A 23,106-nucleotide genomic window follows, 5' to 3' on the forward strand; every position below is an offset into this window, starting at 1 on the left:
CATGCCCTGGCGCCCCCGGCCCAGCGACCGCTTCTACCGGTTCATTGTCCGCACCGGCCTGGCGCTGCGCTGGCTGTTCCGGATCCGCGTCATTGTGACCGGACAGGAGCACCTCCCCCCGCCGGAGCCGCGCAGCGACCCAAACAGCAACACCCCGCACGGACCGTCCCGCCGGGTGGTCCCGGGCCGGGGCGCCGTCGTCGCCATTACGCACTTCGGCTACCTCGACTTCGCGTTCGCCGAATTGCTGTTGTGGCGGCACACCAGGGCCCAGTTGCGCTTCCTTGTCACCCAGGGGGCCGCTGACCACTGGTTTGCCGGGCCCGCCATCAGTGCCGCCGGGCACGTTGTGGTCGGTTATGAGAGCGGAACCCACGCCTACGACGCCGCCGTCGCCCGGCTCCGGGCGGGCGAGTACATCGCGATCCTGCCAGAAGCCGGTGTCAGCCGCAGTTTCCGTGTGCGCGAATGCAAGACCGGAGCCGTGCGGATGGCGGCAGAAGCCGGGGTGCCGGTCATTCCGGTCTCCGTCTGGGGCGCGCACCGGCTGATGACCCGCCGCCACGGATTCTCCCCCGCCCGCGCCTGGCGTGCCCCGGTGCGGATCCATGTCGGCGAACCGGTGACCCTTGAACCGGTAATCATGGCCCCGTCCCGGGACGCCGTGGCGGCCACGGAGGCGCTGCGCGCAACCCTCCAGGCCGGAATCGATGCCTGCATCGCGGACTTCCCCTTGAAACCGGCTCCGGGCGCGTGGTGGATGCCGGCGGAACTGGGCGGCGGGGCGCCCAGCGACGAGGAACGGCAGCGCCTGGACCAGGCCGAGGGTCCGCGGCGCGCAGGGGGCCGGCGCCGATAAGCCCGGTTTCCGCGATCGTCTTGACTAAACTCCATGGGGTACAAAATCGCACTCAATGGAGAGGTACTCCTCTGTGGCAAACACAGTCCTGACGAAAAGCGGCATCGGCGAAGAACGCGGTCTCGCCCGAATAGCCCAACGGATGGCGGCGTGGACCGAGAAGTGGTTCCCCGACGCGTACGTCTTCGCTCTGGCCGGCGTCATGATCATCGCCCTGGCCGCCCTGGCCATCGGCGCCTCGCCCCAGTCGATCGCCGATTCCTTCGGCAACGGCTTCTGGGACCTCACCGCCTTCACCCTGCAGATGGCCATGGTGGTGCTGACCGGCTATGTCGTGGCAACCTCCCCGCCCGTAGCGAAGCTGATCAACCGGCTGGCCCTGGTTCCTGCCACCGCACGTACCGCCGTGAGCTTCGTGGCGCTGATGTCCATGTCCGTGTCCGTCCTCAACTGGGGACTCAGCCTGATCTTCGGCGGCCTGCTGGCCCGTGCCATCGCGCGCCGCAGGGACCTGACCGTGGACTACCGCGCCCTGGGCGCCGCAGCGTTCATGGGCCTTGGTGCCGTCTGGGCGCTGGGCCTGTCCTCCTCCGCGGCGCAGCTGCAGGCCACCGAGGCCTCGCTGCCGCCGGCCCTGCTGAAGATCACCGGCATCCTGGACTTCGGCACCACCATCTTCACGTGGCAGTCGCTGCTGACCCTGGCCATCCTGATGGCGCTCACCACGGTGATCGCGCACTTTTCCGCGCCGCAGGGCGGGGCCATCCGCACTGCGGCGGATCTGGGCGTCGACCTCGACGACGAACCCAGCGAACCGGCGCCGCGCTCCCGCCCGGGCGAATGGCTCGAATACAGCAAGCTCCTGCCCGTCCTGGCCGGGGTCCTGACGCTCGGATGGCTGGTCTCGCAGTTCCTGACCAAGCCCTTCCTGACCGTGGTGAGCAGCCTCAACGGCTATTTGCTGGTCTTCCTGATCCTGGGCCTGGTGCTGCACGGCACCCCGCGGAACTTCCTCCAGGCCGTCACCAAGGCGGTCCCCGCGACAGCCGGCATCCTGGTCCAGTTCCCGCTCTACGCCGCGATGGCCGCGATCCTGACCAAGGCCACCGGCCACGGCGGCATGACAATCTCCGCGCATTTGGCCGAGTTCTTCTCGGGAATCGGCAGCGGCGGCGGCTTCGCCGTCGTGATTGCGCTGTACACGGCGCTGCTGGGCCTGCTGGTCCCCTCGGGCGGCGGCAAGTGGCTCGTGGAGGCGCCGTATGTGATGCAGTCCGCCACGGATGTGCAGATGAACCTCGGCTGGACGGTGCAGATCTACAACATCGCCGAGGCCCTGCCGAACCTGATCAACCCGTTCTTTATGCTGCCGCTGCTGGCGGTGCTGCGGCTGCGGGCCCGCGACCTGGTCGGCTTCACGTTCCTGCAGTTCGTCTTCCACCTGCCGGTGGTGCTGCTGCTCGTCTGGCTCCTGGGCATGACCTTCGACTTCGTTCCGCCGGTGATGCCGCCGGGCAAGTAGCCACCCTGCCCCAAACGCCACCCACCTTAAACGCAGCTGACCCGCAGTAGTTCCACTACTGCGGGTCAGCTGGGTTAAGTCCTAGGCGGGGTCCGAAACGACGAGCGTTTCGGCGCCCCGGACACGGGCCTTGCCGGTCTCCAGCAGGGGCTCGACGACGGCGCGCAGCGCCTCCATCGAGTCGTCCAGTTCCAGCATCACGGGGTGCTGGAACGCAATCAGCGCCAGCAGGTCCCGGACGGCGGCCTGTGCCTCGTCCGCGGTGAGTTTCGGATCGTGGCCCAGGAACACGTCGGTCGGCTGGCCGGACGCGGGCGTCCCGCCCTCCCCATGGGCCCCCGCCGCGTTGTCTGCCGCGGCGAGCTCGGCGTAGCTGATGGCGAAGGCCTCGAGCCGGCCCTTCCTGCTGGGCGCCACCCCCTGGCCGAACGCGCTGGCCTTCGGCGCCCGGAGCACAATTGCGCCGTGGGCTCCGCTGAGCTCGTCCAGGAACAACCGCTGGACCGTCGCGATGCTGAGGTCGCCGGGGCTGTCCCATCCGTGAACAGCCGTGTAGTACCGCCCCACAACGTCGCTGAGCTCCACCGAGCCGGTGGCCAGGTCCTCGACCTGCTCGGAGGCGGCGGCCTCGGAACCGTCACCGAAGACGGGCAGCCGGAGCGCCCCCGGCTCCACGACGACCAGCCGGGACCGCTGGATCGGGGCGAGGCCGGCGGCTTCCGCGAAGGCCGCGCCGGGGGTGCCCGGTTCCACCTTGGTCCGGAGCCGGGAGATGCCCGACGGCGACTGTGCGGCTTCGTGCCGCAGCATGGTCAGCAGGGTGGAGCCGACGCCGGTGCGGCGGTGGTGCCGATCCACCTCGATGTAGGCCCAGAGCCGTTCCGGGTGCAGCGAGGCCTCGTGGACCACACCGGCCGCAACCGGGATGGCCACACCGTCGACAATGTCCTCGGCGACGATGCACCGGCGCCACGGCGAGTTGCCCGAGGGTGCCAGGGTGCCGCGGAACTGCCGGGCCTGTTCGGTTTCGGGCCCGCCCCAGATTTCCAGGAGGGCGAGGTCATCGCCGTCGCGCCATTCACGGTATGCAATCGCCATGATCAGGCGCCGATCAGCCGTGCGGCCAGGTAGCCCTCCACCTTGTCCAGGGAGACGCGTTCCTGGCTCATGGTGTCGCGTTCGCGGATGGTGACGGCCTGGTCGTCCAGCGTCTCGAAGTCCACGGTGATGCAGAACGGGGTGCCGATCTCGTCCTGGCGGCGGTAGCGGCGGCCGATGGCGCCGGCGTCGTCGAACTCGATGTTCCAGCTCTTGCGCAGCTGGGCGGCGAGGTCCTTGGCCTTCGGGGACAGGTCCTCGTTGCGGCTCAGCGGCAGCACGGCCGCCTTGACCGGGGCCAGGCGCGGATCGAGCTTGAGCACGGTGCGGATGTCGACGCCTCCCTTGGCGTTGGGTGCCTCGTCCTCGGTGTACGCATCGATCATGAACGCCATGAAGGACCGGGTGAGGCCGGCCGCGGGCTCGATCACGTACGGGGTGTAGCGCTCGTTGGTGGCCTGGTTGAAGTAACTCAGGTCCTGGCCGGACGCCTTGGCGTGCGTGGAGAGGTCAAAGTCCGTGCGGTTGGCGATGCCCTCGAGCTCGCCCCACTCCGAGCCGTGGAACCCGAAGCGGTATTCGATGTCCGTGGTGCCCTTGGAGTAGTGGCTGAGCTTCTCCAGCGGGTGCTCGAAGAAGCGCAGGTTGTCTTCCCTGATGCCGAGGCCGGTGTACCAGGACATGCGTTCCTTCATCCAGTACTGGTGCCACTGCTCGTCCGTGCCGGGCTCGACGAAGAATTCCATCTCCATCTGCTCGAACTCACGCGTGCGGAAAATGAAGTTGCCCGGGGTGATCTCGTTGCGGAAGGACTTGCCGATCTGGCCGATGCCGAACGGGGGCTTCTTGCGGGAGGTGGTGAGGACGTTGCTGAAGTTGACGAAGATGCCCTGGGCCGTTTCGGGGCGCAGGTAGTGCAGGCCCTCTTCGCTGGCCACCGGGCCGAGGTAGGTCTTGAGAAGGCCGGAGAATTCCTGGGGTTCGGTCCACTCGCCGCGGGTGCCGCAGTTGGCGCAGGCGATGTCTTTGAGGCCGTTCTCGGCCGGCCGGCCCTTCTTCTCCTCGTATTCTTCCTCGAGGTGGTCTGCGCGGTAGCGCTTGTGGCAGGAGAGGCACTCCACCAGCGGGTCGGAGAACACGTCGACGTGGCCGGACGCCTCCCAGACCTGGCGGGGCAGGATGACCGAGGAGTCGAGGCCAACGACGTCCTCGCGGCCGCGGACCACGGACTGCCACCACTGGCGCTTGATGTTTTCCTTCAGCTCGGCACCGAGGGGCCCGTAGTCCCAGGCAGAACGCGAGCCACCATAGATTTCACCGGCCTGGAATACGAAACCCCGGCGCTTGGCGAGGGAAATGATCTGGTCGAGGACGGATTTTGCTGCCATGGGAACTCCACTTTCTACAGGGCCGCTGGGTGCGGTCCGCGGTCTCAGCCCCGGGACCCCGGCTGGTTGCCGGACGGGGCACTACAAAAACGCAAAACTTGTCCGCCCAACAGCACACACAACAAGGTGCGGTACTGAACGATGGCGGCGCAGGAAGCTGCGCCTCCTAGCCTACCGGCCTGCCGGCTCCGGGCGCCGCCAGTTTCCGGTCCGTCAGCGTCAGGACGGCCGCCCGGCGTCGTGCGGGTTACCGCTCCAGTGTCACCGCCCAAGCGCACCTTTGGGCCAGGGCAGGCTCGCGAGCACGATCGCGGCGAGCGTCAGCAGGGTTCCGAGCACGGTGGGCAGCGCCACCACGGTGCCGGGCGCCGGGAAGGCAAGGTCCAGCCCCAGGGAGCCCAGCAGCTGGCCGGCGATCATGCCGAGTCCCGTCACCAGCACGCCCAGGCTGCGGACCAGCAGTGCCCCGACCCCGATAAACACACACCCCAGGGGCCCGCCCAGGTAATACCACCACTCCCCCGGCAGCGCGTTGCCCGGTCCCGTAACGGCCGTCTTGATCAGCCAGGCGGCCCACAGCATGACCGACCCCGCGATGAAATTCATCAGGGTCGCCGCAATGGGCGTGCCGTAATGCACCGCGGCCGTGCCGTTCATGGCCTGCTGGAAGCTCATGAGAAACCCGGCCAGCACCGGAAGGAGCACCGGAACCAGCAGTTCCCCGGGGCCCGGCCCGGCGCCGGAGAACCGCGGCGAGACGGCCCAGGCGACGGCGGCGACGGTCAGGATGCTGCCGATCACCCGGATCCCGGTGATGGATCTCTTGCCGGCCGGGCCGATCCCCATCCTGTCCACGAGCAGCCCGCTCAGGGTCTGCCCGGTCACGGTGGCGACGGTAAACAGGGCGACCCCCAACAGGCCCACGGTGAAGGACTGCGCAAAGACGAAGAACCCGCCGATACAACCGGCCAGGAGGTAGTAGGGCGGGAACTTGCGCTCCCGGACGGCCGGGAGGATGCCCCGCAGCCCGGCCCGGCCGCGTGGCAGCGCAAGCGAGATCACAATCATCAGGGCCAGCCCGATGGTGAAACTCACCACCGCTGCGGCGATCCCGTCAGCGAGCGCCGCCCCGAGGGCGCCGTTGATCCTGCCCTGGACAGGCATTAGCAGCCCCGCCGCCACCGCGAGGGGCAGCCCCGCGAGGAACGGAAGCCGGGGAGTGTGGGTCATTGCTGTCACCTTACGTCAGGCATTATTGCTTGTATGAGCAACCCGGAAATTGAAGAAATCCCCATCCGCGACGACATGATCCGGCTCGGCCAGCTACTGAAGCTCGCCAGCCTGGTGGAGGACGGAGTGGAGGCGGCGGAGCTGATCAAAGCCGGGCTCGTCAAGGTCAACGGTGAGATCGACGAACGCCGCGGCCGCCAGCTCCACCACGGCGACACGGTCACCGTCAACGGCCGGACCGTGCGGATCAGCACTCCCGCCGGAGCCTAGCCCCGGCACCGGGGCAGGGCGCCGGACGACGGGCGGCAACCCGCCCACCGTCGTGAGGTTTACTCGCCTCGTGGGCCTACTTGTTCAGCACCCCGTGCGTGAGGAACTCGGAAACGTGTCCGATTTCCTGCTGGTTGATGCCGTGCCACATCCCGGTGTAAAGCACCTTGGTGAGCTTCACGTGCTTGCGCACCCAGCCCATGGTGAACTCGACCTTGTCCGGCGTGATCACCGGGTCCTGCTGGTCGCGGCCCCAGAACATCGGCACCGTCCCGTCCAGTTCCGCGTCGCGGAAGGCGGGGTCACCGTCGGCGTCGACGGCAAAACCGGACAGCCCGACGACGGCGGCGTAGTCGGCGGGCCGGCGCCGCAGCAGCGTGGTGGCCAAGGCCATCCCCATGGAAAAGCCCAGCAGCGTCACGGAAGGGTGGTTGGGCCGGACGGTATCGAGCCAGTTCTCCACGTATGAGGCGGCATCGTTGACCGCGTCGAGGGAGTAGTCGATCGAGGCGGTCAGCGGGAACCACGTGAAGCCGGCCCCGGACACCATCGGAGCGCGCACCGAGGCCACCACGAATTCCTGCGGCAGCAGGTCCGCCAGGCTCAGGAGATCCTCTTCGTTGGCTCCGTAGCCGTGCAGCAGGACCAGGAGCGGTTTTCCGGCGCGCTCCTCTTCGGGCTTCGACCATAGGACAACGGGGGCGGGGAAGGCAGCGGCGTGAGTCATGGCTCCATTCTTACAGTTACCCGTTGGTAACAACCTACGGTGGCGTAGCTTTGCAGGAACAGTGCACCATATGAAGGTGAGCGAAACCGAAGCCATGGAGAACACTCCAGACAATGCCGTGACCCACCCCTGGACCCGCTACGTGGCCATGGGGGATTCCTTCACGGAAGGCATCGGTGATCCCGAGCCGGCCAGTCCGGGGGGCCACCGGGGCTGGGCAGACCGTGTGGCCGAGGAGCTCAGCCGCGGCCACGAAGGCTTCGCCTACGCCAACCTGGCCGTCCGCGGCCGGCTCCTGCAACAGATCGTGGACCAGCAGCTTGCGCACTGCCTGTCCCTCCGGCCCGACCTCGTGACGCTCTCCGCCGGCGGGAACGACCTGATCCGTCCCGGTGGCGATCCAGATGCCCTGGCGGAAAAGCTGGACTCGGTGGTGCAGATCCTCACCCTGGCCGGCGCCACGGTGGTGCTGTTCAACGGCCCCGACACCGGTTCATCCGTGCTGGGGCGGGTGCGCAGCAAGGTGGCGATCTACAACGAGAACCTCCGCACCGTCGCGGCGCGGCACGACGCCGTCATCGCGGACATGTGGTCCCTGCGGCAGCTGAACGATCCGCAGATGTGGGACGTGGACCGCCTGCACTTCTCCCCGTTGGGCCATCACACCATCGCGGCCATGGTCTTGGATTCCCTCAACGTCGAGCACACCCTGGAGCCGCTCTCCCCCAAGCCCCTCCCGCAGCAAAGCTGGCGGCAGGCGCGCTCCGGCGATCTGGTCTGGGCCCGCGAGTACTTTGTGCCGTGGGTGGTCCGCCGGCTCCGGCACCGCTCCTCCGGCGACGGCATCACGGCCAAACGTCCGCTCCCCGGGCCGGTCTTCGGCCCCGGGATGCCGCTCGGCTCGGGCGAGGGTCCGCCCGGCGCCGAAGAGCCAGTGCGCTCCTGACCCCTGCCCTGAGTTCTAAGCTGCCCCGGCCGCGAGGCAGCCGGGCACGGCCGCGCGGGCACTGACGGATGGCCGCGGGCGTTAAGCTGGAAGGACACTTCCTGAGAGGCCCGGTGCTGTGAACAGTTTGTTCTTTTGGATCATCATTTTGTCATTCCTGATCCCGATGGCGATGCGCTACTACAAGAAGTCGGTGCGCGGACGGAACCGGGACCAGGGTATGCCGGGCGGCTACCCTGGCCAGTTCGGGCAGTTCCCGGGGGATGCTCCCGGAAACTACCCCGGCCAGCAGAACAAGCAGCCGCGTGACGGATTCACCCAACGGGACTACTACGGGGCCTTCGGCCAGCTGGGCGCTCCCCGGCAGCCCGCTCCCCCGGCAAACCAGCCGTATGGCCAGCAGAATCCGGGGCAGCCGTACCCGGGCCAGCAGAATTCGGGCCAGCCGTACCCGGGGCAGCAGGCGTACCAGCCCCCGGTCCCCTACGAGGACAGCCCCGACTACCCGGCCAACCAGCCCGGCCCCGCAGTGCCCCCGCCGCCGCCGTCACCGACGGCGCCGCAGGGATTCCGGGCGCGCAAGCTCGCGGAACTGGACCAGCGCTACAGCGACGGCGACCTCACCATGGAGGACTACATGGCCCAGCGCGCCGAGATCATGAAGGGCTAACCGGCGCCACACCAACAAGGCCGACGAAAGGGGGCCCTGCAGCAGTGCTGCAGGGCCCCCTTTCGTCGGGGCAGGCGTCAGTCGACCTGGGGGAAGCCGAGGTCGATCACGGAGGTGGACGGGTCCGGCCAGCGGGTAGTGACCACCTTGCCGCGGGTATAGAAGCGGATGCTCTCCGGGCCGTACATGTGGGTGTCACCAAAGAGCGAATTCTTCCAGCCGCCGAAGGAGAACGTGCCGACCGGGACGGGGATCGGCACGTTGACGCCCACCATGCCGGCCTCGACGTCGAACTCGAACTGCCGCGCGGCGCCGCCGTCCCGGGTGAAGATCGCCACGCCGTTGCCGAACTCGTTGTCGTTGACGAGCTTGACGGCGTCGGCGTAGGTCTCGACGCGGACCACGGACAGGACCGGGCCGAAGATCTCGTCGTCGTAGACCTTCATGCCGGGCTTGACGTGGTCAACCAGGCTGACGCCGATGAAGAAGCCGTTGGAGTCGAAGGCCTGGTCCCGGCCGTCCACCACCACGGTGGCGCCTTCCTGGGCCGCGCCGGCGACGTAGGAGGCCACCTTGTCGCGGTGCTCGGCGGTGATGAGCGGGCCCATCTGTGATGCCGGGTCGGTGCCGGGGCCGATCTTGAGCGTGGCCATGCGGGTGCTGATCGCCTCGACCAGCTCATCGGCGATGTTTCCGACGGCCACCAGGACGCTGACCGCCATGCAGCGCTCGCCCGCGGAGCCGTAGGCTGCCGAGACGGCTGCGTCGGCGGCCATGTTCAGGTCCGCATCCGGCAGGACCACCATGTGGTTCTTCGCCCCGCCCAGGGCCTGCACGCGCTTGCCGTGGTCGGCGGCGCGCTTGTAGATGGACTGGGCAATCGGCGTCGAGCCGACGAAGCTGATGGCCTTGACGTCGGGGTGCTCCAGCAGGACGTCCACGGCCTCCTTGTCGCCGTGGACCACGTTGAGCACACCGGCGGGCAGGCCGGCCTCGGCGAAGACCTCCGCGATGAAGATGGCCGAGGACGGGTCCTTTTCGCTGGGCTTGAGCAGCACGGTGTTGCCGCAGGCCAGGGCGCTGCCGATCATCCAGAGCGGCACCATGGCCGGAAAGTTGAACGGCGTGATGCAGGCGACCACACCCACCGGCTGGCGCACCGAGTGGACGTCGACGCCGCCGGCCACCTGCTCGGAGCGCTCACCTTTGAGCATGTGGGACAGTCCGGTGGCGAACTCAATGTTCTCCAGGCCGCGGGTGATCTCGCCCTCGGCGTCGGAGAGGACCTTGCCGTGTTCGCTGGTCAGCAGGGCCGCCAGCTCGGGCCGGCGCTGCATCAGCAGTTCGCGGACCTTGAAGAAGATGTTGGTGCGCTTGGCGAGGCTGGTGGCGCGCCAGCCGGGCAGGGCGGCGCGGGCGGCCTGGATGGCCTCCTCGACGCGGGCGGCGGAGGCCAGCGCCACCTCTTTCTCCTGCTCTCCGGTGGCCGGGTTGAAGACCGGCCCGTAGCGCTCGGCGTCGGAAATCAGGGCGCCGTTGATGAAGTGCGGAATGCGTTCCATGGGGTATGTCTCTTTCGTGGTGCTGTGTACGGGGCCGCGGCGGGGCCGCTTTGCGGGGAACTGGCAGGGGCGGCTATTTGGCGGCGTCGAGGGAGCCGTCCACCAGCTTGACGATCGCGGAGCAGTCCGTGCCGGACTGGCCGGAGTCGATGAGGCGCTGGAAAAGCTGCTGGACGTGCTCGCCGATTTCCAGCGGGGTGCCGGTGTCCCGTGCGGCGCTGATGGCGAGTCCGATGTCCTTGTTCGCCAGCTCGGTGGTGAATGTCGGGGCGAAATCATTGTTGGAGGCCGCGGTGGGAACCACGCCGGCGACCGGGTACCACGTGCGCAGCGCCCAGCTGTCGCCGGAGGAGACCGAAGCGATGTCCCAGAAGACCTGCTTGTCCAGCCCGAGCCGGTCGGCCAGGACAGCGCCTTCCGCCGTGGAGGCCAGGTTGATGAAGAGCATGAGGTTGTTGCAGATCTTTGCGGCCTGGCCGGTGGTGGCGCCGCCGGTCGGGATGATGTTGGCGGCCATCGGCTTGATGTATTCGGTGGCCTCGGCCACGGCGCCGGCCTCGCCGCCGATCATGAACGTCAGGGTGGCGGCCTTCGCGCCGCTCATGCCGCCGGACACCGGGGCGTCGACGAAGCGGAAGCCGGCGGCCGCCGCGGCGTCGTGCAGGGCCTGGGCGGAGGCGATGTCGATGGTGGAGGAGTCCACCAGCAGCGTGCGCGTGTCGGCGAGGGCCAGGACGCCGTTGTCGCCGAGGTAAACGGCGCGGGCGTGCTCGCCCTTCGGGAGCATGGTGAAGACGACGTCGGCCCCGTCCACGGCGTCGGCGATGCTTCGGGCAGGCTTCACGCCGCCTGCCTCCGCGGCGGCTACGGCCTCCGCGTTGAGGTCGAATCCGCGGAGGTCGTGGCCTGCCTTGGCGAGATTCACCGACATGGACCCGCCCATGTTCCCCAGTCCGATCCAAGCGATTACTGCCATGGCATAAGCTCCTTTGCTTTGCGTCGTGCGGTGCGTCTTTGCTGCGCTGTTTGCGGTACGCGGTGCGTGTGCTCCGGCTGTCCGCCGGATCGTCCGTGTCAAGCATCACACCCTGTTACAGTGCAATCAAGGGAAAAATTTACAGATGGTATGTGCATGGATGCACATACCTGGATCCAGAGGAGTTCTTGTGGACGTGAGGCGGCTTCCGAGTCCGGATGATCTGCTGATCCTGCTGACCGTCGCCCGGCTGGGCAGGTTCAATGCGGTGGCCGAGACCCTCGGCACCACCCACACCACCATCTCCCGGCGGATCCTGGCCCTGGACAAACAATTGGGCGGACGCACCCTGGAGCGCAGCCCGCACGGCTGGGAACTCACCGATCTCGGAAACGAGGCAGTGGCCGCCGCCGAGGCGATCGAGGGAACCCTTGGCGCGCTGAGCAACCGGATCGCGCAGTCCGAAGATGCACTCTCGGGCCTGGTCCGTATCAGCACCCCCGACGGCTTCGGCGCCGGGTTCGTTGCGCCGGCCCTCGTGCGGCTGCAGCGGCAGCACCCGATGCTCAACGTCGAAATGCTCAGCGCCACCCGCAAGGTCAGCCAGAACCGCTCCGGAGTGGACCTCGAAGTGGTGGTGGGCAACCTGGACGTCAGCAATGCGCAGACGATTTTCCTGTCCAACTATTTCCTGCGGCTCTATGCGAGCCCGCAGTACACCCGGGAACACGGACTGCCGGAGACGCTCGACGACGTCCGGCAGCACGGTTTTGTCTCCTACGTGGAGTCGGCGCTGCAGGTCGCGGAACTGGGCCACCGTTCCACCCAGCTTCCCGTCCCGCGGTCCAGCTTCCAGGCCACCAGCATCTTTGCCCAGTTGGAGGCCGTCCGGCGCGGCGCCGGGATCGGCCTGCTGCCCAATTTCCTGGTGGCCGGTGACCCCGCGTTCCTTCCGGTACTGCCGGACGACTTCCAACGCCAGCTGCCCATCTGGGCGGTGGCACGCGCGGAATCACTGCGCTCGGCCCCCGTCCAGGCTGTCCTCGAGACCATCCGGACCGAGATTTCCACCCGCCAGGCAGTCTTGGCAGGCTGAGCTGTCGCGGCGGCGCCCCGATCCGGAGATTCAGGAGTCGGCTAGTCCCTCATAGGTGGTCCAGAAGTCGGCCATGGAGCGGGGCTGACCCAAGAGCAGCGCTTCAAGGTAAAGAAGGTGTGTGTGCCAGCCAGGCAGGTAGTCGGCGGCCTGGTTTCCGAGCCCTTCGTGCTGCAACGCCAAGTGTGTTGGCCCACCGGCGGGGGTGAGCACAATCCTCACTCGCGAGAGTGGTTCGTCTGGGAACTCCCACGTCATGCCAAGAATCCGCTCCGGTTCACACTCCTGAATACGGCTGCTGCAGAAATAGCCTTCGGCATGCTGAATCGTGATGGCGTTACCGACGAGGAAGCTCCCAGAAGTCAGCTGACCCAGCCAGCGAGGCAACGCCTCAGAGTCGGTGAGCCCCCACCAGATGCGCTCCGGGGGCGCGGCCATGGACCAGTTGTGGGTCAACCGCCTGTCCGCAGCATCGAGCGACTTGTTGATGATTGGCATAACCGGAGCCTAGCGCAGCGCTGGGTCCCTGCCGCAGGAGCGGCCAGCAGCCCGGACAGCACGAACGGCAACAGCCCGGGTCCCGCAGTGCGGGGCCCGGGCTGTTGCCGTTGATTCGTCGTTACCCGTACCTACTTCTTGGAAGCGGCAAGCAGGTCCGCGGTGCCCTGGGCATCGGCGGCGTCGACGTCGTGCAGGGAGATGCCGCGGGTTTCCTTGAGGAAGAACACGGCCACCATCGTGACCACACAGGCGCCGAGGAGATAGATGGCCACCGGAACGGAGGACTTGTACTGGCTCAGCAGAGCGACAGCGATGATCGGGGCCATCGAACCAGCCACGATCGAGGTGACCTGGTAGCCCAGCGAGACGCCGGAGTAGCGCATCCGGGTCGGGAACATTTCAGCCATGATGGCCGGCTGGCCGGCGTACATGAGCGAGTGGAACAGCAGACCGATGGTGATCGCCGCGAGGATGACGAGGTCGTTCTTGGTGTCCATCATCGGGAAGGCGAAGAAGCCCCAGGTGCCGCCGAGGACAGCGCCGGCCATGTAGACCGGCTTGCGGCCGACGTTGTCGGAGAGCTTGCCGACCATGGGGATCACGGCGAAGTGGATGAAGTGCGCCACCAGCAGCAGGAGGAGGATGCGGGAGGTGTCCGTCTGCACGATGACCTTCAGGTACGTAATGGAGAACGTGACCACGAGGTAGTAGAGGATGTTCTCCGCGAAGCGCAGGCCCATCGCGGTGAAGACGCCACGGGGGTAGCGGCGGAATACTTCGCCGACGCCGTAGCCCTTCTTCTCAACGGTGACTTCCTTCTGGGCCTCCAGGAAGATGGGGGCGTCAGTGACCTTGGTCCGGATGTAGTAGCCCACCAGCACGATCACGGCGGAGAGCCAGAAGGCCACACGCCAGCCCCAGCTGAGGAAATCGGCGGAAGACAGGGTGGCGGACAGAGTGAACAGCACACCGGTGGCGAGCAGGTTGCCCAGCGGAACGGCCGACTGCGGCCACGCGGCCCAGAAACCGCGGGACTTGCTGGGGCTGTGCTCGGCCACGAGCAGGACAGCGCCGCCCCACTCGCCGCCGACGGCGAAGCCCTGGGCGAAGCGCAGGAAGACCAGGAGGGCCGGAGCCCAGTAGCCGATCTGCTGGAAGGTGGGCAGGCAGCCCATCAGGAACGTGGAGACACCCACCAGGATGATGCTGAGCTGGAGCAGCTGCTTGCGGCCGAACTTGTCGCCGAAGTGGCCGAAGACGATGCCGCCGATCGGGCGGGCGATGAAGCCGACAGCGTAGGTCAGGAACGCGGCGATGATGCCGTCCAGCTCCGTGCCCGAATTCGGGAAGAAGATCTTGCCGAAGACGAGGGTCGCCGCGGAGGCGTAGAGGAAGAACTCATACCACTCGACAACGGTGCCGGCCATGGAGGCCGTTACTACTTTCTTGAGGCCTGACGCTTTGACGTCTTCCTCTTCCGGCCGCCTGGCGGCAGCGTTTTGCGTACTCATTTCGACTCCTTTGGCGTCTCCGTCGACACCCTATGGACCTCTGGGCAATGGATACCTGTGATGTGTGACACGGGCATCATTCTCAACGAGTATGGACGCTCAAGCCCCGGGCCTCAACGGCCATTAGTGCAGAGCGCATCTGCAAAAATGCACAACCGGGCTCATTCCCCGACGCTTCCGTCCACTGATTCGCGCAGGAGATCGGCATGGCCGTTGTGCCGGGCGTACTCCTCGATCATGTGGCACATAATCCAGCGCAGGCTTGGCACCCCGCCGTCGGACCATGCACGCCTGGCCAGCGAGTCCAGACCTCCCCCGGCCAGGGTCTCGGCCACGAGGGAGCGCGAGCGCTCGACGGCGTCCTGCCAGCGTCCGCGGAGGTCGTCGGCGGAGTCCTCGGCGGCGGAGTCAAACTCCCAGTCGGGCTGCGCCTTCCAATCCACCGCGTTCCACGACGGCTGCCGGTCCTGCCCATGCAACGAGTGGGAGAACCAGCTGTCCTCCACATAGGTCATATGCTTCAGCAGCCCGCCCAGGGTCAAGGTGGAGACGGCGGTCTTCGCGCCCAGGGCGGCGGCATCAAGGCCGGCGCACTTCCACTCCAGGGTGGCCCGCTGGTAGTCGAGGAAACCCAGGAGTGTGGCGGCCTCATCGGCCGCAAGGGGAGGTTCCGGACGTCCCTGTTCATCGATGGTGATCATGCGCCGTGAGCCTACCGGCGGACTCGCGTCAGTGGAAGTCCGGGCCCGACGCTGTTCTGCCGGCCGGTCACGCAAAGGCCCGCCGCCCGCCTAGCCGAAGAAGTGCTGCCGGAGCTGGTTGGTGAGCTGGCCGATCTCCGTCAGGAAGCCGTCGTGCCCGATCGGCGCCTCGATGGTGTGCACGGCAACCTCGCCCGGCAGGGCGGCCGCAAGCGCGCGGGTCTGGGCCGGGAAGTAGAGCCGGTCCGAGTCGACGGCTGCCAGCAGGAATTCCGCCGTTGCCGGAGCCAGGGCGTCCGCGAGGGCGCCGCGGCCCCGGCTGATGTCGTGGCTCATCAGCGCTTCGGTGATGGCGATGTAGCTGTTCGCGTCGAAGCGGCGGACGAGCTTGTTGCCCTGGTGGTCAAGGTAGCTCTCCACCTGGTAGCGCCCGCGCCCGGCGAGCGAACCGGCTTCCAGCGGTGCCTCCGGGTCCTGGGCCTTCCGGCCGAACCGTCCGTCCAGCTCCGCGGCGGAGCGGTAGGTGATGTGCGCGATCCGCCGGGCCAGCGCCAGGCCTGCTTCCGGCTGCGGGCCCCCGTAGTAGTCGCCGCCGTTGAAATTGGGGTCTTGCCGGATGGCAAGCGTCTGGGCCTGGGCGAAGGCAATCTGTTCCGCGGTGCTGCTGGCCCCCACCGAAAACACGCCGCAGCGCCGGACCCGGTCCGGGTAGCTGACGGCCCACTCCAGGGCACGCGCTCCGCCCAGCGAACCGCCAAGCACGGCGTACCAGCTCCGGATGCCCAGCGCGTCTGCCAGCCTGGCCTCGGCCGCCGTCGTGTCCCGCAGGGTGACCAACGGGAAACGGGAGCCCCAGGGCCGGCCGTCCGGTGCCGGCGTCGAGGGTCCCGTCGAGCCGTAGCAGCCGCCAAGGATGTTGATCGAGACAACGAAGTACTTGTCCGTGTCCACGGGGGCACCGGGGCCGGCGAGCTGCTCCCACCAGCCCGGTTCCTCGCCGGCGCCCCGGGTGACGTGGGTGTCCCCGGTCAGGGCGTGTTCGATCAGCACCGCATTGGAGCCGTCCGGGTTGAGGGTCCCCCAGGTCTCATAGGCGAGGGTGACGTCCGGCAACCGGGCGCCGGATTCGAGGTCCAGGTCGCCGATCGGGAGGTACTGGACTGTTCCATCCAGGACAGCGCCTTCGGAGACAGGGACTGCCTGGGGGTGGGAGGTCGTGTTTACGGGTGCACCCTGGCGGGTGACGGCAATCGTCATGTGAGGACCTAACTTCGCGCTTGCCCACCGTCAGCTGACCGGCAGGCCAGGTCTTCACCCGGGGCACCCCGCCGCAAAAGGAGGGTTGCCGGCCAGCAAGCCGGGGCTGTCGCTGGCACTCATGACCTGCACTGAGTCTACGAAACACGGCGGCGGAATGGCGAAGATTGTGACTTCCATGTGACAGCCGTACGCGCCAGCACCGCAGTTTCCCCACCTTCGAAGGCCGTGTCCGGCGGGCCGCCCCGAGGTCTCGGCGATTCCCGGCGTCATGCCCGCAAAGGTGGGGAAATTCGGCGTTAACGTGTCTCAGGCGTTCTTGGCCGCCCGGAATCCGGCTTCGAGGTCCGCGAGGATGTCGTCGATGTGTTCCAGGCCCACGGAGAGACGCACGAGGCCCGGGTTCACGCCCGCAACGGCCTGCTGTTCCGCCGAGAGCTGGCTGTGCGTGGTCGACGCCGGGTGGATGACAAGCGAGCGCACGTCACCGATGTTCGCCACGTGGGAGTGCAGCTCCAGGGCATCGACAAAGCGCTTCCCGGCCTCCGCTCCCCCGCCGATATTGAAGGCCACGACGGCGCCGGTCCCCCGGGGACCGTACTTGCGGCCGCGCTCGTACCAGGGGCTCGACGGCAGCCCCGCGTAGGCGACCGATTCGACGTCGTCCCTGGCTTCGAGCCATTCGGCCACCCTGGTGGCGTTGGCGACGTGCCGCTCCACGCGCAGGCTCAGGGTCTCGATGCCCTGGGCAATGAGGAAGGCGTTGAAGGGCGAGACTGCCGAGCCGAGGTCGCGCAGGAGCTGCACGCGTGCCTTGAGGATGTAGGAGAGGTTGGCGCCCAGGGCGCCGTCCTTGCCCAGGTCCCGGGCGTAGACCAGCCCGTTGTAGGTGGGGTCCGGGGTGTTGAAGCCCGGGAACCGCTCCGGATCCGCGCCGAAGTCGAAGTTGCCGGAGTCCACGATCACGCCGGCGATCGCGGCGCCATGGCCGCCGAGGTACTTGGTGGCGGAGTGCACCACGATGTCCGCACCCCACTCGATGGGACGGATGAGGTACGGCGTGGAGAGGGTGTTGTCCACGATGAGCGGGACACCGGCCTCGTGCGCAACCTTTGAGATGCCCTCAATATCCAGGACGTCCTGGCGCGGGTTGGAGACCACTTCGCCAAAGAACAGCTTGGTGTTGGGCTGCACGGCGTCGCGCCACTGCGCCAGGTTATCCGGGTCCTCCACGAACGTCACCGTGATGCCGAACTTCTTCAGGGTGTGCGCCAGCAGGTTGTAGGTGCCGCCGTACAGGCTGGGGCTGGCCACCACGTGGTCGCCGGCCTCGGCGACATTGAGGATGGCGAAGGTCTCCGCGGCCTGTCCGGAACTCAGGAGCAGCGCCGCGAGCCCGCCCTCCAGGCTGGCCACCCGCTGCTCCACGGCGTCCTGCGTGGGGTTGCCAATCCGGGTGTAGATGGGGGCAAGTTCGGCGAGGGCGAAGCGGTTGGCGGCGCTTTCGGCGCTGGGAAAGACGAACGACGTCGTCTGGTAGATCGGGAGCGCCCGGGCGCCGGTGGCGCCGTCCGGTTCCTGTCCGGCGTGGATCTGGCGGGTTTCGAAGGACCAGGCATTGGACATCGTGAGACTCCTTAAGGGTCTGGGCACACCAGCTCCGGAACTCCATGGACCGGTTAACACTGGCGCCGCGCTTGCCTTCCGGCGGGTGCCGGACGGCCAGGTCTTCACCCGGGGCACCCCACCGCGATACGAGGGTTGCCGGCCAGCAAGCCGGGGCTGTGTGCTGGCACTCATGACCTGACCTCAGTCTAGGAACCGGTTCGGGGCCGTGGATAGCTTTGTGACGAAGATGAAGCCAGGCGCCCGGTGCGTCCTGCCGGGGCCCTTGGTTCCCCGTCAGGACGCGGAAAAGTCCCCCTCCGGCGCTCGCCGAAAATGACATCCCATCACGGTTAGGCCAGCCTAAGCTGAGAGCCGCATCACAAAGTGCCAAGATGAGGGCATGCGCATGGATCACGTCTCTTACGCCTGTGAACAAGATGGCCTCGCTGCCACCACCGAACGAATTGCGTCTGCCCTCGGCGTCGAAGCCGTGAAGGGCGGAGTACACCCCCGATTCGGGACCCGCAACATGATCATCCCGCTCGCGGGACACAAATACGTCGAGGTCGTGGAGGTCCTGAACCACCCGGCATCCGACAAGGCCCCCTTCGGCCAGGCCGTCCGTGCCCGCTCCGAAGCAGGCGGCGGCTGGATGGGCTGGTGCGTCGAGGTTGACGACCTGGCCCCGTTCGAGGAGCGGCTGGGCCGCGCCGCCGTCAACGGTAACCGCAAGTTCCCGGACGGCCGCGAGCTCGTCTGGAAGCAGATCGGCATCCTTGGGCTCATCGCCGATCCCCAGGTTCCGTACATGCTGAAGTGGGAAGGCGACCCGGAACTCCACCCGTCGAAGGCCTACGAGAGCAACGTCAAGATGTCCGCGCTCACGATCGCAGGCTCGGCAGAGCGGGTCACCGAATGGCTCGGTGTCCCGGTCGAGAAGCCGCTGGAAGACGTGGCCGTGAACTGGCTCGCTCCGCGCGGGACACCCGGCATCCTCTCGGTCACATTCGAGACGTCCTCCGGAGCCGTCACGATCTGACCCTTCACCGCCCCACACTTCGGCCGCCATCAGCGGGTGCCAATGACGTCACCCACCGATGGCGGCCGAATCTTTTAAGCGGCACGGGTTGCCGGCCCGTGACAGGCTACGCGGGGTCAGATCGCGTCCATCCAGGGGCTCCGGATGGGTGACAAGTGACCCGCGTTGTTTTGTGTACGCTCAGCCCAGGCCGATGGCCCTGCCGAAGAGGCTGAAGCCGACAAACGCCACAATGTCCAGCACGGCGTGGGCGATCACCAGCGGCATCAACCGGCGGGTCCTGGTGTAGAACACGGCGAAGATGACGCCCATGATGGCGTTGCCGATGAACGGCCCAAAGCCCTGGTACAGGTGGTAGCTGCCGCGCAGCATGGCGCTGGCGAAGATCGCCGCGGGCGTAGCCCAGCCGAGCTTCCCGAGCCGGTCCAGGAGATAACCCACCACGATCACCTCCTCCACGATCCCGTGCCGGATCGCGGAGAGCACCAGCACGGGAACTGTCCACCAGTACGCGTCCAGCGCGCTGGGAATGATCGCCGTCGTGATGCCGAGCGCCCGGCCGGCGGCGTAGAGGCCCAGCGACGGGATTCCGATAAGCGCCGCCAGGCCGAACGCCTGCAGCAGGTCCCTGCCGGGCCGGTCGAAATCGAGGCCGAGCCTCTGGAAGGCCGTGATGCCGCGGCCGCTGCTCCCGGGCAGGCCGGACGGCCGGTTTTCGGTCAGGAAGTAGATCACCAGGACCACGGGCACCAGGGCGAAGATGATGTCCAGCAGCTGGTAGGTGAGGTCAAAGTACTCGCGGCTGCTTTGCGAGCGGTTCAGTGTGGAAGTCCCCTCCGCGAGCGGGGCCCTGGTCATTTTGTCCAGCAGCTGAACCACCGAATACACGGCCGACTGGCCCAGGGACAATCCCAGGACAATCCACATTTCAATCCGCAGCCGGCGGCGGGAGGGAACCAACATAGTCCCATCTTGCCCGCAGTTGCCGGTAGTTGCCTGAATCCGGGCCGCCACACCGCCGGGCCCTATGCTTGGGGTTTATGAGTGCGCCCGGGAAAATCATCATGATCCGGCACGGCCAGTCCGCCGCCAACGCCGACACCTCGATCTACAACCGGGTCCCCGATTACCGGATTCCGCTGACCGCACTCGGCGTGGAACAGGCGCGGGCCGCCGGCGAGGAGGTCCGGCGGCTGCTGGACGGCCGGCAGGCCTGCGTATATGTCTCCCCGTACCTGCGGGCCTACCAGACCCTGGAGGCGCTCAACCTCGGCCCCCTGGTCGAGCGGGTGATCGAGGAGCCGCGGCTGCGGGAGCAGGACTGGGCCAACTTCCAGATCGCCGGTGAGATCGAGGACCAGAAGGAACTCCGGAACGCCTATGGCCACTTCTTCTACCGCTTCCGGGAGGGCGAGTCGGGATCCGATGTCTATGATCGGATCTCATCCTTCATGGAAACCCTGTACCGGCACTGGTCGAAACCGAGCTACGCCCCGAACGCGCTGTTCGTCACCCACGGGCTCACCATGCGGCTGTTCTGCATGCGCTGGTTCCACTGGTCCGTGGAGTACTTCGAGTCCCTCAACAATCCGGAGAATGCCGAGGTCCGGACCCTGTACCGCACCGGGGAGGGCAAGTACGAGCTGGACAAGCCGTTTAGCCAGTGGGAGGCCCGCCGCGTCGATGAGACGGTGCTGGACGCCCCGCCGATGTTCTTCTAACGAACGAAACGGGTGGGTCAGCGGGCGCGGACCCCGGCCCGCCAGACGGCGTGGGTCAGCGGGATGCCGGGCCGGTAGGCCAGGTGCGTGGCTGACGGTGCGTTGAGCAGATGGAGGTCCGCGCGGTGTCCGACGGCGATCGAGCCGACCGCGCGTTCGCCGTCGGCGTCGTTCCCGGTCTCCCGGCCGAGCGCCAAGGCACCGCCGTAGGTTGCGGCGCGCACGGCCTCGTGGACGCTCAGGTGCATCTGGAGCACGGCGGTGGTGACGCAGAAGGCCATCGAGCTGGTGTAGGAGGTGCCCGGGTTGCAGTTGGAGGCCAGGGCGAGCTGCACGCCGGCGTCGAGCAGTTCCCGGCCCGGCGCAAGCGGCTGGCGGGTGGACAGGTCGCAGGCCGGCAGGCACGTGGCCACGGTGCCGCGTCCGGTGCCGCTGCCGCTGTCCCAGCCGGACCAGCTGGCCGCGAGGGCGTCGACGTCGGCGGCGGACAAGTAGTTGACGTGGTCCACGCTGGCCGCACCGAATTCCACGGCGAGCCGCACGCCGGGCCCCTCGCCGAGCTGGTTGCCGTGCACGCGCAGGCCCAGTCCGGCGTCCCGGCAGGCCTGGAGCACGCGCCGGGACTGGTCCTCGGTGAAGGCCCCCCGTTCGCAGAAGACATCGGCCCAGCGCACAAACGGCCGGACGGCGGCCAGCATGGGGCCGCACACCAGCTCCGTGTATTCCTCGGCGTCCGCGCCGGCGGGCACAAGGTGCGCACCGAGGTAGGTGACCTCGTCCGCGACGGTGGAGGCAATCCGGGCGCTGCGGGCCTCGTTCTCCACGTCCAGGCCGTACCCGGTCTTGGTTTCGAGGTAGGTGGTGCCCTGCGAGACGGCCTCGGACACCCGGCCCATGGCGAGCCGGGTGAGGTCGAAGTCGCTGGTGCTCCGGGTGGCGCCGGTGGTCACGGCAATTCCGCCGGCGCTGTAGCTCTCCCCCGCCATCCGGGCCTCGAACTCCGCAGTCCGGTCCCCGGCGAAGATGAGGTGCGTGTGCGAATCGACCCAGCCCGGCAGCAGGGCGCGGCCGCCGGCGTCGACGGCGTCGTCGGCGGCCGGGGCTTCGGACGCGGGGCCGAGCCAGGAGATCCGTTCTCCCTCGACCACCACCGCAGCGTTCTTCAGGACCCGCTGATCCGCGTCCTGGGTCATCAGCTCGGCAATATTGGTAATGAGGGTGCTCATGAGTCCATTCTTCAGCGCCGGATGGACCAGCGGGTCGCCGCCAGCGCCTCCGCTGTCCGGGATGCCGGACCGGCCGCTTGGGCCCCGCCCGGAACCGCCGAGGGGCCCTGGCCTGCAAGGATGAGGTCCGCGGCCAGTTCGGCGATGCCGGAGGACGTCTGGAAGCCATAGCCGCCCTGGCCGGCGAGCCAGAAGAATCCGGGGGCCTCGGCGTCGAACCCCACCACCGGTACACCGTCGGCCGCTTCCGTCCGCAGCCCCGTCCAGGCGGTGCGGACGCCACGGATGCCGAACGTGGTGAGGGTGTTGAGCCGGGCGATCAGCGCCTCGACGTCACCGGGGTGCGGCTGCGCGTCCTCGGGCCCGCTCGGTTCGTGCTCCGACGGCGAGATGAGGACCTGTTCGCCGTCGCGCCGGAAATAGAACGAGTCGTCGGCGGCCGCCACCATGGGGCAGCTCTCCGGGAGGGGGTGTTCGACGTCGACGATCGCCGCCGTGCGCCGGTACGGCTGCAGCTGGACCTTCTCGACACCGCTGAGCACGGCAAGTTCGTCGGCCCAGGCGCCCGCGGCGTTGACCACGACGGCGGTCTGGAAGCCTTCCTGCCCGGCGCCGAGTTCCCAGCCGGAGCCGAGGCGCTGGGCAGAGTGCACCCGGGCGCCGGTGATGATGTCCACGCCGCCGGCTTCGGCGCGGCGGCGGTGGTCCTCGAGGAGCAGGGGCGCGTTGCAGGCGAAGGAGCCGGTATCCAGGCCGGCAGCGGCGAAGGAATCCGGGAGCAGGGCCGGGCAGAGGGCCAGGGCCTCGGCGTGGGTGATCGGCCGCATGTGGCCGCTGGCCTGTTCCCGGACGGCTGCGTCGTCGCCGATCAGCATAAAGCTGCGCGGTGTGAGCACGGGTTCGGGCCGGCCGGCGTCCTGGGCGGCGATCAATTCGAGGGTGCGGAGCGTGAGTTCCTGGACCGCGGGCGGGCCGTAGCTGGGGATCAACTGCCGGGCCGAGCGCGCCGAGGTGTGGTACGCCAGCGTCTGCTCGGCTTCCACCAGCGCGACGCTGCATTTTCCGGCCAGGGCTGAGGCAAGGGACAGGCCGGCGATCCCGCCGCCGACAATCACGACATCGTAATTAGCTGACATGGGTCCATCCTTGCAGACGGAACGGTTGCGGCGCCGTTTGTGGCGCCGCAACCTCGGTTCTT

The 23,106-nt window shown here is 67.8% G+C and carries 22 protein-coding genes and 2 riboswitches; of the genes, 8 read left to right on the top strand and 14 right to left on the bottom strand.

Annotation, left to right across the window (positions count from 1 at the left end):
• Window position 1 precedes the first annotated feature (1 nt).
• Both ASE96_RS16115 and ASE96_RS16120 read left to right on the top strand, forming a co-directional pair.
• A complete protein-coding gene (locus tag ASE96_RS16115; RefSeq protein WP_056432673.1) occupies window positions 2–859 on the top strand; it encodes a lysophospholipid acyltransferase family protein in 858 nt (285 codons plus the stop codon).
• 73 nt (window positions 860–932) lie between these two features.
• Window positions 933–2,381, top strand: coding sequence for a short-chain fatty acid transporter (locus tag ASE96_RS16120; protein ID WP_235500300.1), 1,449 nt, complete (start codon window positions 933–935; stop codon window positions 2,379–2,381).
• 81 nt (window positions 2,382–2,462) lie between these two features.
• Here ASE96_RS16120 and ASE96_RS16125 read toward each other — a convergent pair whose 3' ends face one another.
• The 3 genes from ASE96_RS16125 to ASE96_RS16135 form a co-directional block, all read right to left on the bottom strand.
• Window positions 2,463–3,479, bottom strand: coding sequence for a GNAT family N-acetyltransferase (locus ASE96_RS16125; RefSeq protein ID WP_056432680.1), 1,017 nt, complete (start codon window positions 3,477–3,479; stop codon window positions 2,463–2,465).
• A gap of 2 nt (window positions 3,480–3,481) precedes the next feature.
• Entirely contained in the window at window positions 3,482–4,867 is a 1,386-nt protein-coding gene (locus ASE96_RS16130) for a glycine--tRNA ligase (RefSeq protein ID WP_056432683.1), read from the bottom strand.
• A gap of 261 nt (window positions 4,868–5,128) precedes the next feature.
• The gene (locus ASE96_RS16135; RefSeq protein ID WP_056432685.1) at window positions 5,129–6,097 is read right to left on the bottom strand and encodes a DMT family transporter; all 969 of its coding nucleotides are present in this window, start codon (window positions 6,095–6,097) and stop codon (window positions 5,129–5,131) included.
• Between the two features lie 33 nt (window positions 6,098–6,130).
• Here ASE96_RS16135 and ASE96_RS16140 point away from each other — a divergent pair, with 33 nt between their 5' ends.
• Window positions 6,131–6,367, top strand: a complete 237-nt coding sequence (locus ASE96_RS16140) for an RNA-binding S4 domain-containing protein (protein WP_056432688.1) — start codon at window positions 6,131–6,133, stop codon at window positions 6,365–6,367.
• Window positions 6,368–6,443: 76 nt separating this feature from the next.
• Here ASE96_RS16140 and ASE96_RS16145 read toward each other — a convergent pair whose 3' ends face one another.
• The gene (locus tag ASE96_RS16145; protein WP_056432691.1) at window positions 6,444–7,094 is read right to left on the bottom strand and encodes an alpha/beta hydrolase; all 651 of its coding nucleotides are present in this window, start codon (window positions 7,092–7,094) and stop codon (window positions 6,444–6,446) included.
• A 70-nt stretch (window positions 7,095–7,164) separates the two neighbouring features.
• Here ASE96_RS16145 and ASE96_RS16150 point away from each other — a divergent pair, with 70 nt between their 5' ends.
• Window positions 7,165–8,040, top strand: coding sequence for an SGNH/GDSL hydrolase family protein (locus ASE96_RS16150; protein ID WP_235500301.1), 876 nt, complete (start codon window positions 7,165–7,167; stop codon window positions 8,038–8,040).
• Window positions 8,041–8,188: 148 nt separating this feature from the next.
• Window positions 8,189–8,710, top strand: a complete 522-nt coding sequence (locus tag ASE96_RS16155; RefSeq protein ID WP_235500306.1) for a hypothetical protein — start codon at window positions 8,189–8,191, stop codon at window positions 8,708–8,710.
• A 77-nt stretch (window positions 8,711–8,787) separates the two neighbouring features.
• Here the strand turns inward: ASE96_RS16155 and ASE96_RS16160 are convergent, their stop codons facing one another.
• Complete coding sequence (locus tag ASE96_RS16160; protein ID WP_056432696.1) at window positions 8,788–10,272, bottom strand: CoA-acylating methylmalonate-semialdehyde dehydrogenase; 1,485 nt, start codon at window positions 10,270–10,272, stop codon at window positions 8,788–8,790.
• A gap of 73 nt (window positions 10,273–10,345) precedes the next feature.
• Window positions 10,346–11,248 (bottom strand): 3-hydroxyisobutyrate dehydrogenase, encoded by a 903-nt coding sequence (mmsB, locus tag ASE96_RS16165; RefSeq protein WP_056432699.1) that lies wholly within the window; start codon window positions 11,246–11,248, stop codon window positions 10,346–10,348.
• 196 nt (window positions 11,249–11,444) lie between these two features.
• Between mmsB and ASE96_RS16170 the strand changes: the two genes are divergently transcribed.
• The gene (locus ASE96_RS16170; protein WP_082492808.1) at window positions 11,445–12,344 is read left to right on the top strand and encodes a LysR family transcriptional regulator; all 900 of its coding nucleotides are present in this window, start codon (window positions 11,445–11,447) and stop codon (window positions 12,342–12,344) included.
• A gap of 30 nt (window positions 12,345–12,374) precedes the next feature.
• Here ASE96_RS16170 and ASE96_RS16175 read toward each other — a convergent pair whose 3' ends face one another.
• The 5 genes from ASE96_RS16175 to ASE96_RS16195 form a co-directional block, all read right to left on the bottom strand.
• The gene (locus ASE96_RS16175) at window positions 12,375–12,842 is read right to left on the bottom strand and encodes an SRPBCC domain-containing protein (RefSeq protein ID WP_056432705.1); all 468 of its coding nucleotides are present in this window, start codon (window positions 12,840–12,842) and stop codon (window positions 12,375–12,377) included.
• A gap of 131 nt (window positions 12,843–12,973) precedes the next feature.
• Window positions 12,974–14,356 carry an MFS transporter gene (locus ASE96_RS16180; protein ID WP_056432708.1) on the bottom strand — a complete coding sequence of 461 codons (1,383 nt, stop codon included), beginning with the start codon at window positions 14,354–14,356 and terminating at the stop codon, window positions 12,974–12,976.
• Between the two features lie 161 nt (window positions 14,357–14,517).
• Entirely contained in the window at window positions 14,518–15,057 is a 540-nt protein-coding gene (locus ASE96_RS16185; RefSeq protein ID WP_056432710.1) for a DinB family protein, read from the bottom strand.
• 90 nt (window positions 15,058–15,147) lie between these two features.
• Complete coding sequence (gene metX / locus ASE96_RS16190) at window positions 15,148–16,314, bottom strand: homoserine O-acetyltransferase MetX (protein ID WP_056432713.1); 1,167 nt, start codon at window positions 16,312–16,314, stop codon at window positions 15,148–15,150.
• An 11-nt stretch (window positions 16,315–16,325) separates the two neighbouring features.
• Window positions 16,326–16,441, bottom strand: a riboswitch (SAM riboswitch).
• Between the two features lie 182 nt (window positions 16,442–16,623).
• Window positions 16,624–17,940 (bottom strand): bifunctional o-acetylhomoserine/o-acetylserine sulfhydrylase, encoded by a 1,317-nt coding sequence (locus tag ASE96_RS16195; RefSeq protein ID WP_056432716.1) that lies wholly within the window; start codon window positions 17,938–17,940, stop codon window positions 16,624–16,626.
• 62 nt (window positions 17,941–18,002) lie between these two features.
• Window positions 18,003–18,118: riboswitch (SAM riboswitch) on the bottom strand.
• A gap of 204 nt (window positions 18,119–18,322) precedes the next feature.
• On the opposite strand from ASE96_RS16195, the gene ASE96_RS16200 reads away from it, so the two are divergent.
• On the top strand, window positions 18,323–18,961 hold the full coding sequence (locus ASE96_RS16200) for a VOC family protein (protein ID WP_056432719.1): 639 nt from the start codon (window positions 18,323–18,325) through the stop codon (window positions 18,959–18,961).
• 180 nt (window positions 18,962–19,141) lie between these two features.
• Here ASE96_RS16200 and ASE96_RS16205 read toward each other — a convergent pair whose 3' ends face one another.
• Window positions 19,142–19,924, bottom strand: coding sequence for a CPBP family intramembrane glutamic endopeptidase (locus ASE96_RS16205; protein WP_056432722.1), 783 nt, complete (start codon window positions 19,922–19,924; stop codon window positions 19,142–19,144).
• Window positions 19,925–20,001: 77 nt separating this feature from the next.
• Here ASE96_RS16205 and ASE96_RS16210 point away from each other — a divergent pair, with 77 nt between their 5' ends.
• Window positions 20,002–20,682, top strand: a complete 681-nt coding sequence (locus tag ASE96_RS16210) for a histidine phosphatase family protein (protein ID WP_235500302.1) — start codon at window positions 20,002–20,004, stop codon at window positions 20,680–20,682.
• A gap of 17 nt (window positions 20,683–20,699) precedes the next feature.
• On the opposite strand, the gene hutI is transcribed toward ASE96_RS16210, so the two are convergent.
• Together hutI and ASE96_RS16220 are read right to left on the bottom strand one after the other, a co-directional pair.
• A complete protein-coding gene (gene hutI / locus ASE96_RS16215) occupies window positions 20,700–21,908 on the bottom strand; it encodes an imidazolonepropionase (protein ID WP_056432728.1) in 1,209 nt (402 codons plus the stop codon).
• Window positions 21,909–21,919: 11 nt separating this feature from the next.
• On the bottom strand, window positions 21,920–23,044 hold the full coding sequence (locus ASE96_RS16220) for an NAD(P)/FAD-dependent oxidoreductase (protein ID WP_056432731.1): 1,125 nt from the start codon (window positions 23,042–23,044) through the stop codon (window positions 21,920–21,922).
• Between the last annotated feature and the right edge of the window lie 62 nt (window positions 23,045–23,106).

The sequence above is a fragment of the Arthrobacter sp. Leaf69 genome (assembly GCF_001422645.1).
Lineage (GTDB): Bacteria > Actinomycetota > Actinomycetes > Actinomycetales > Micrococcaceae > Arthrobacter.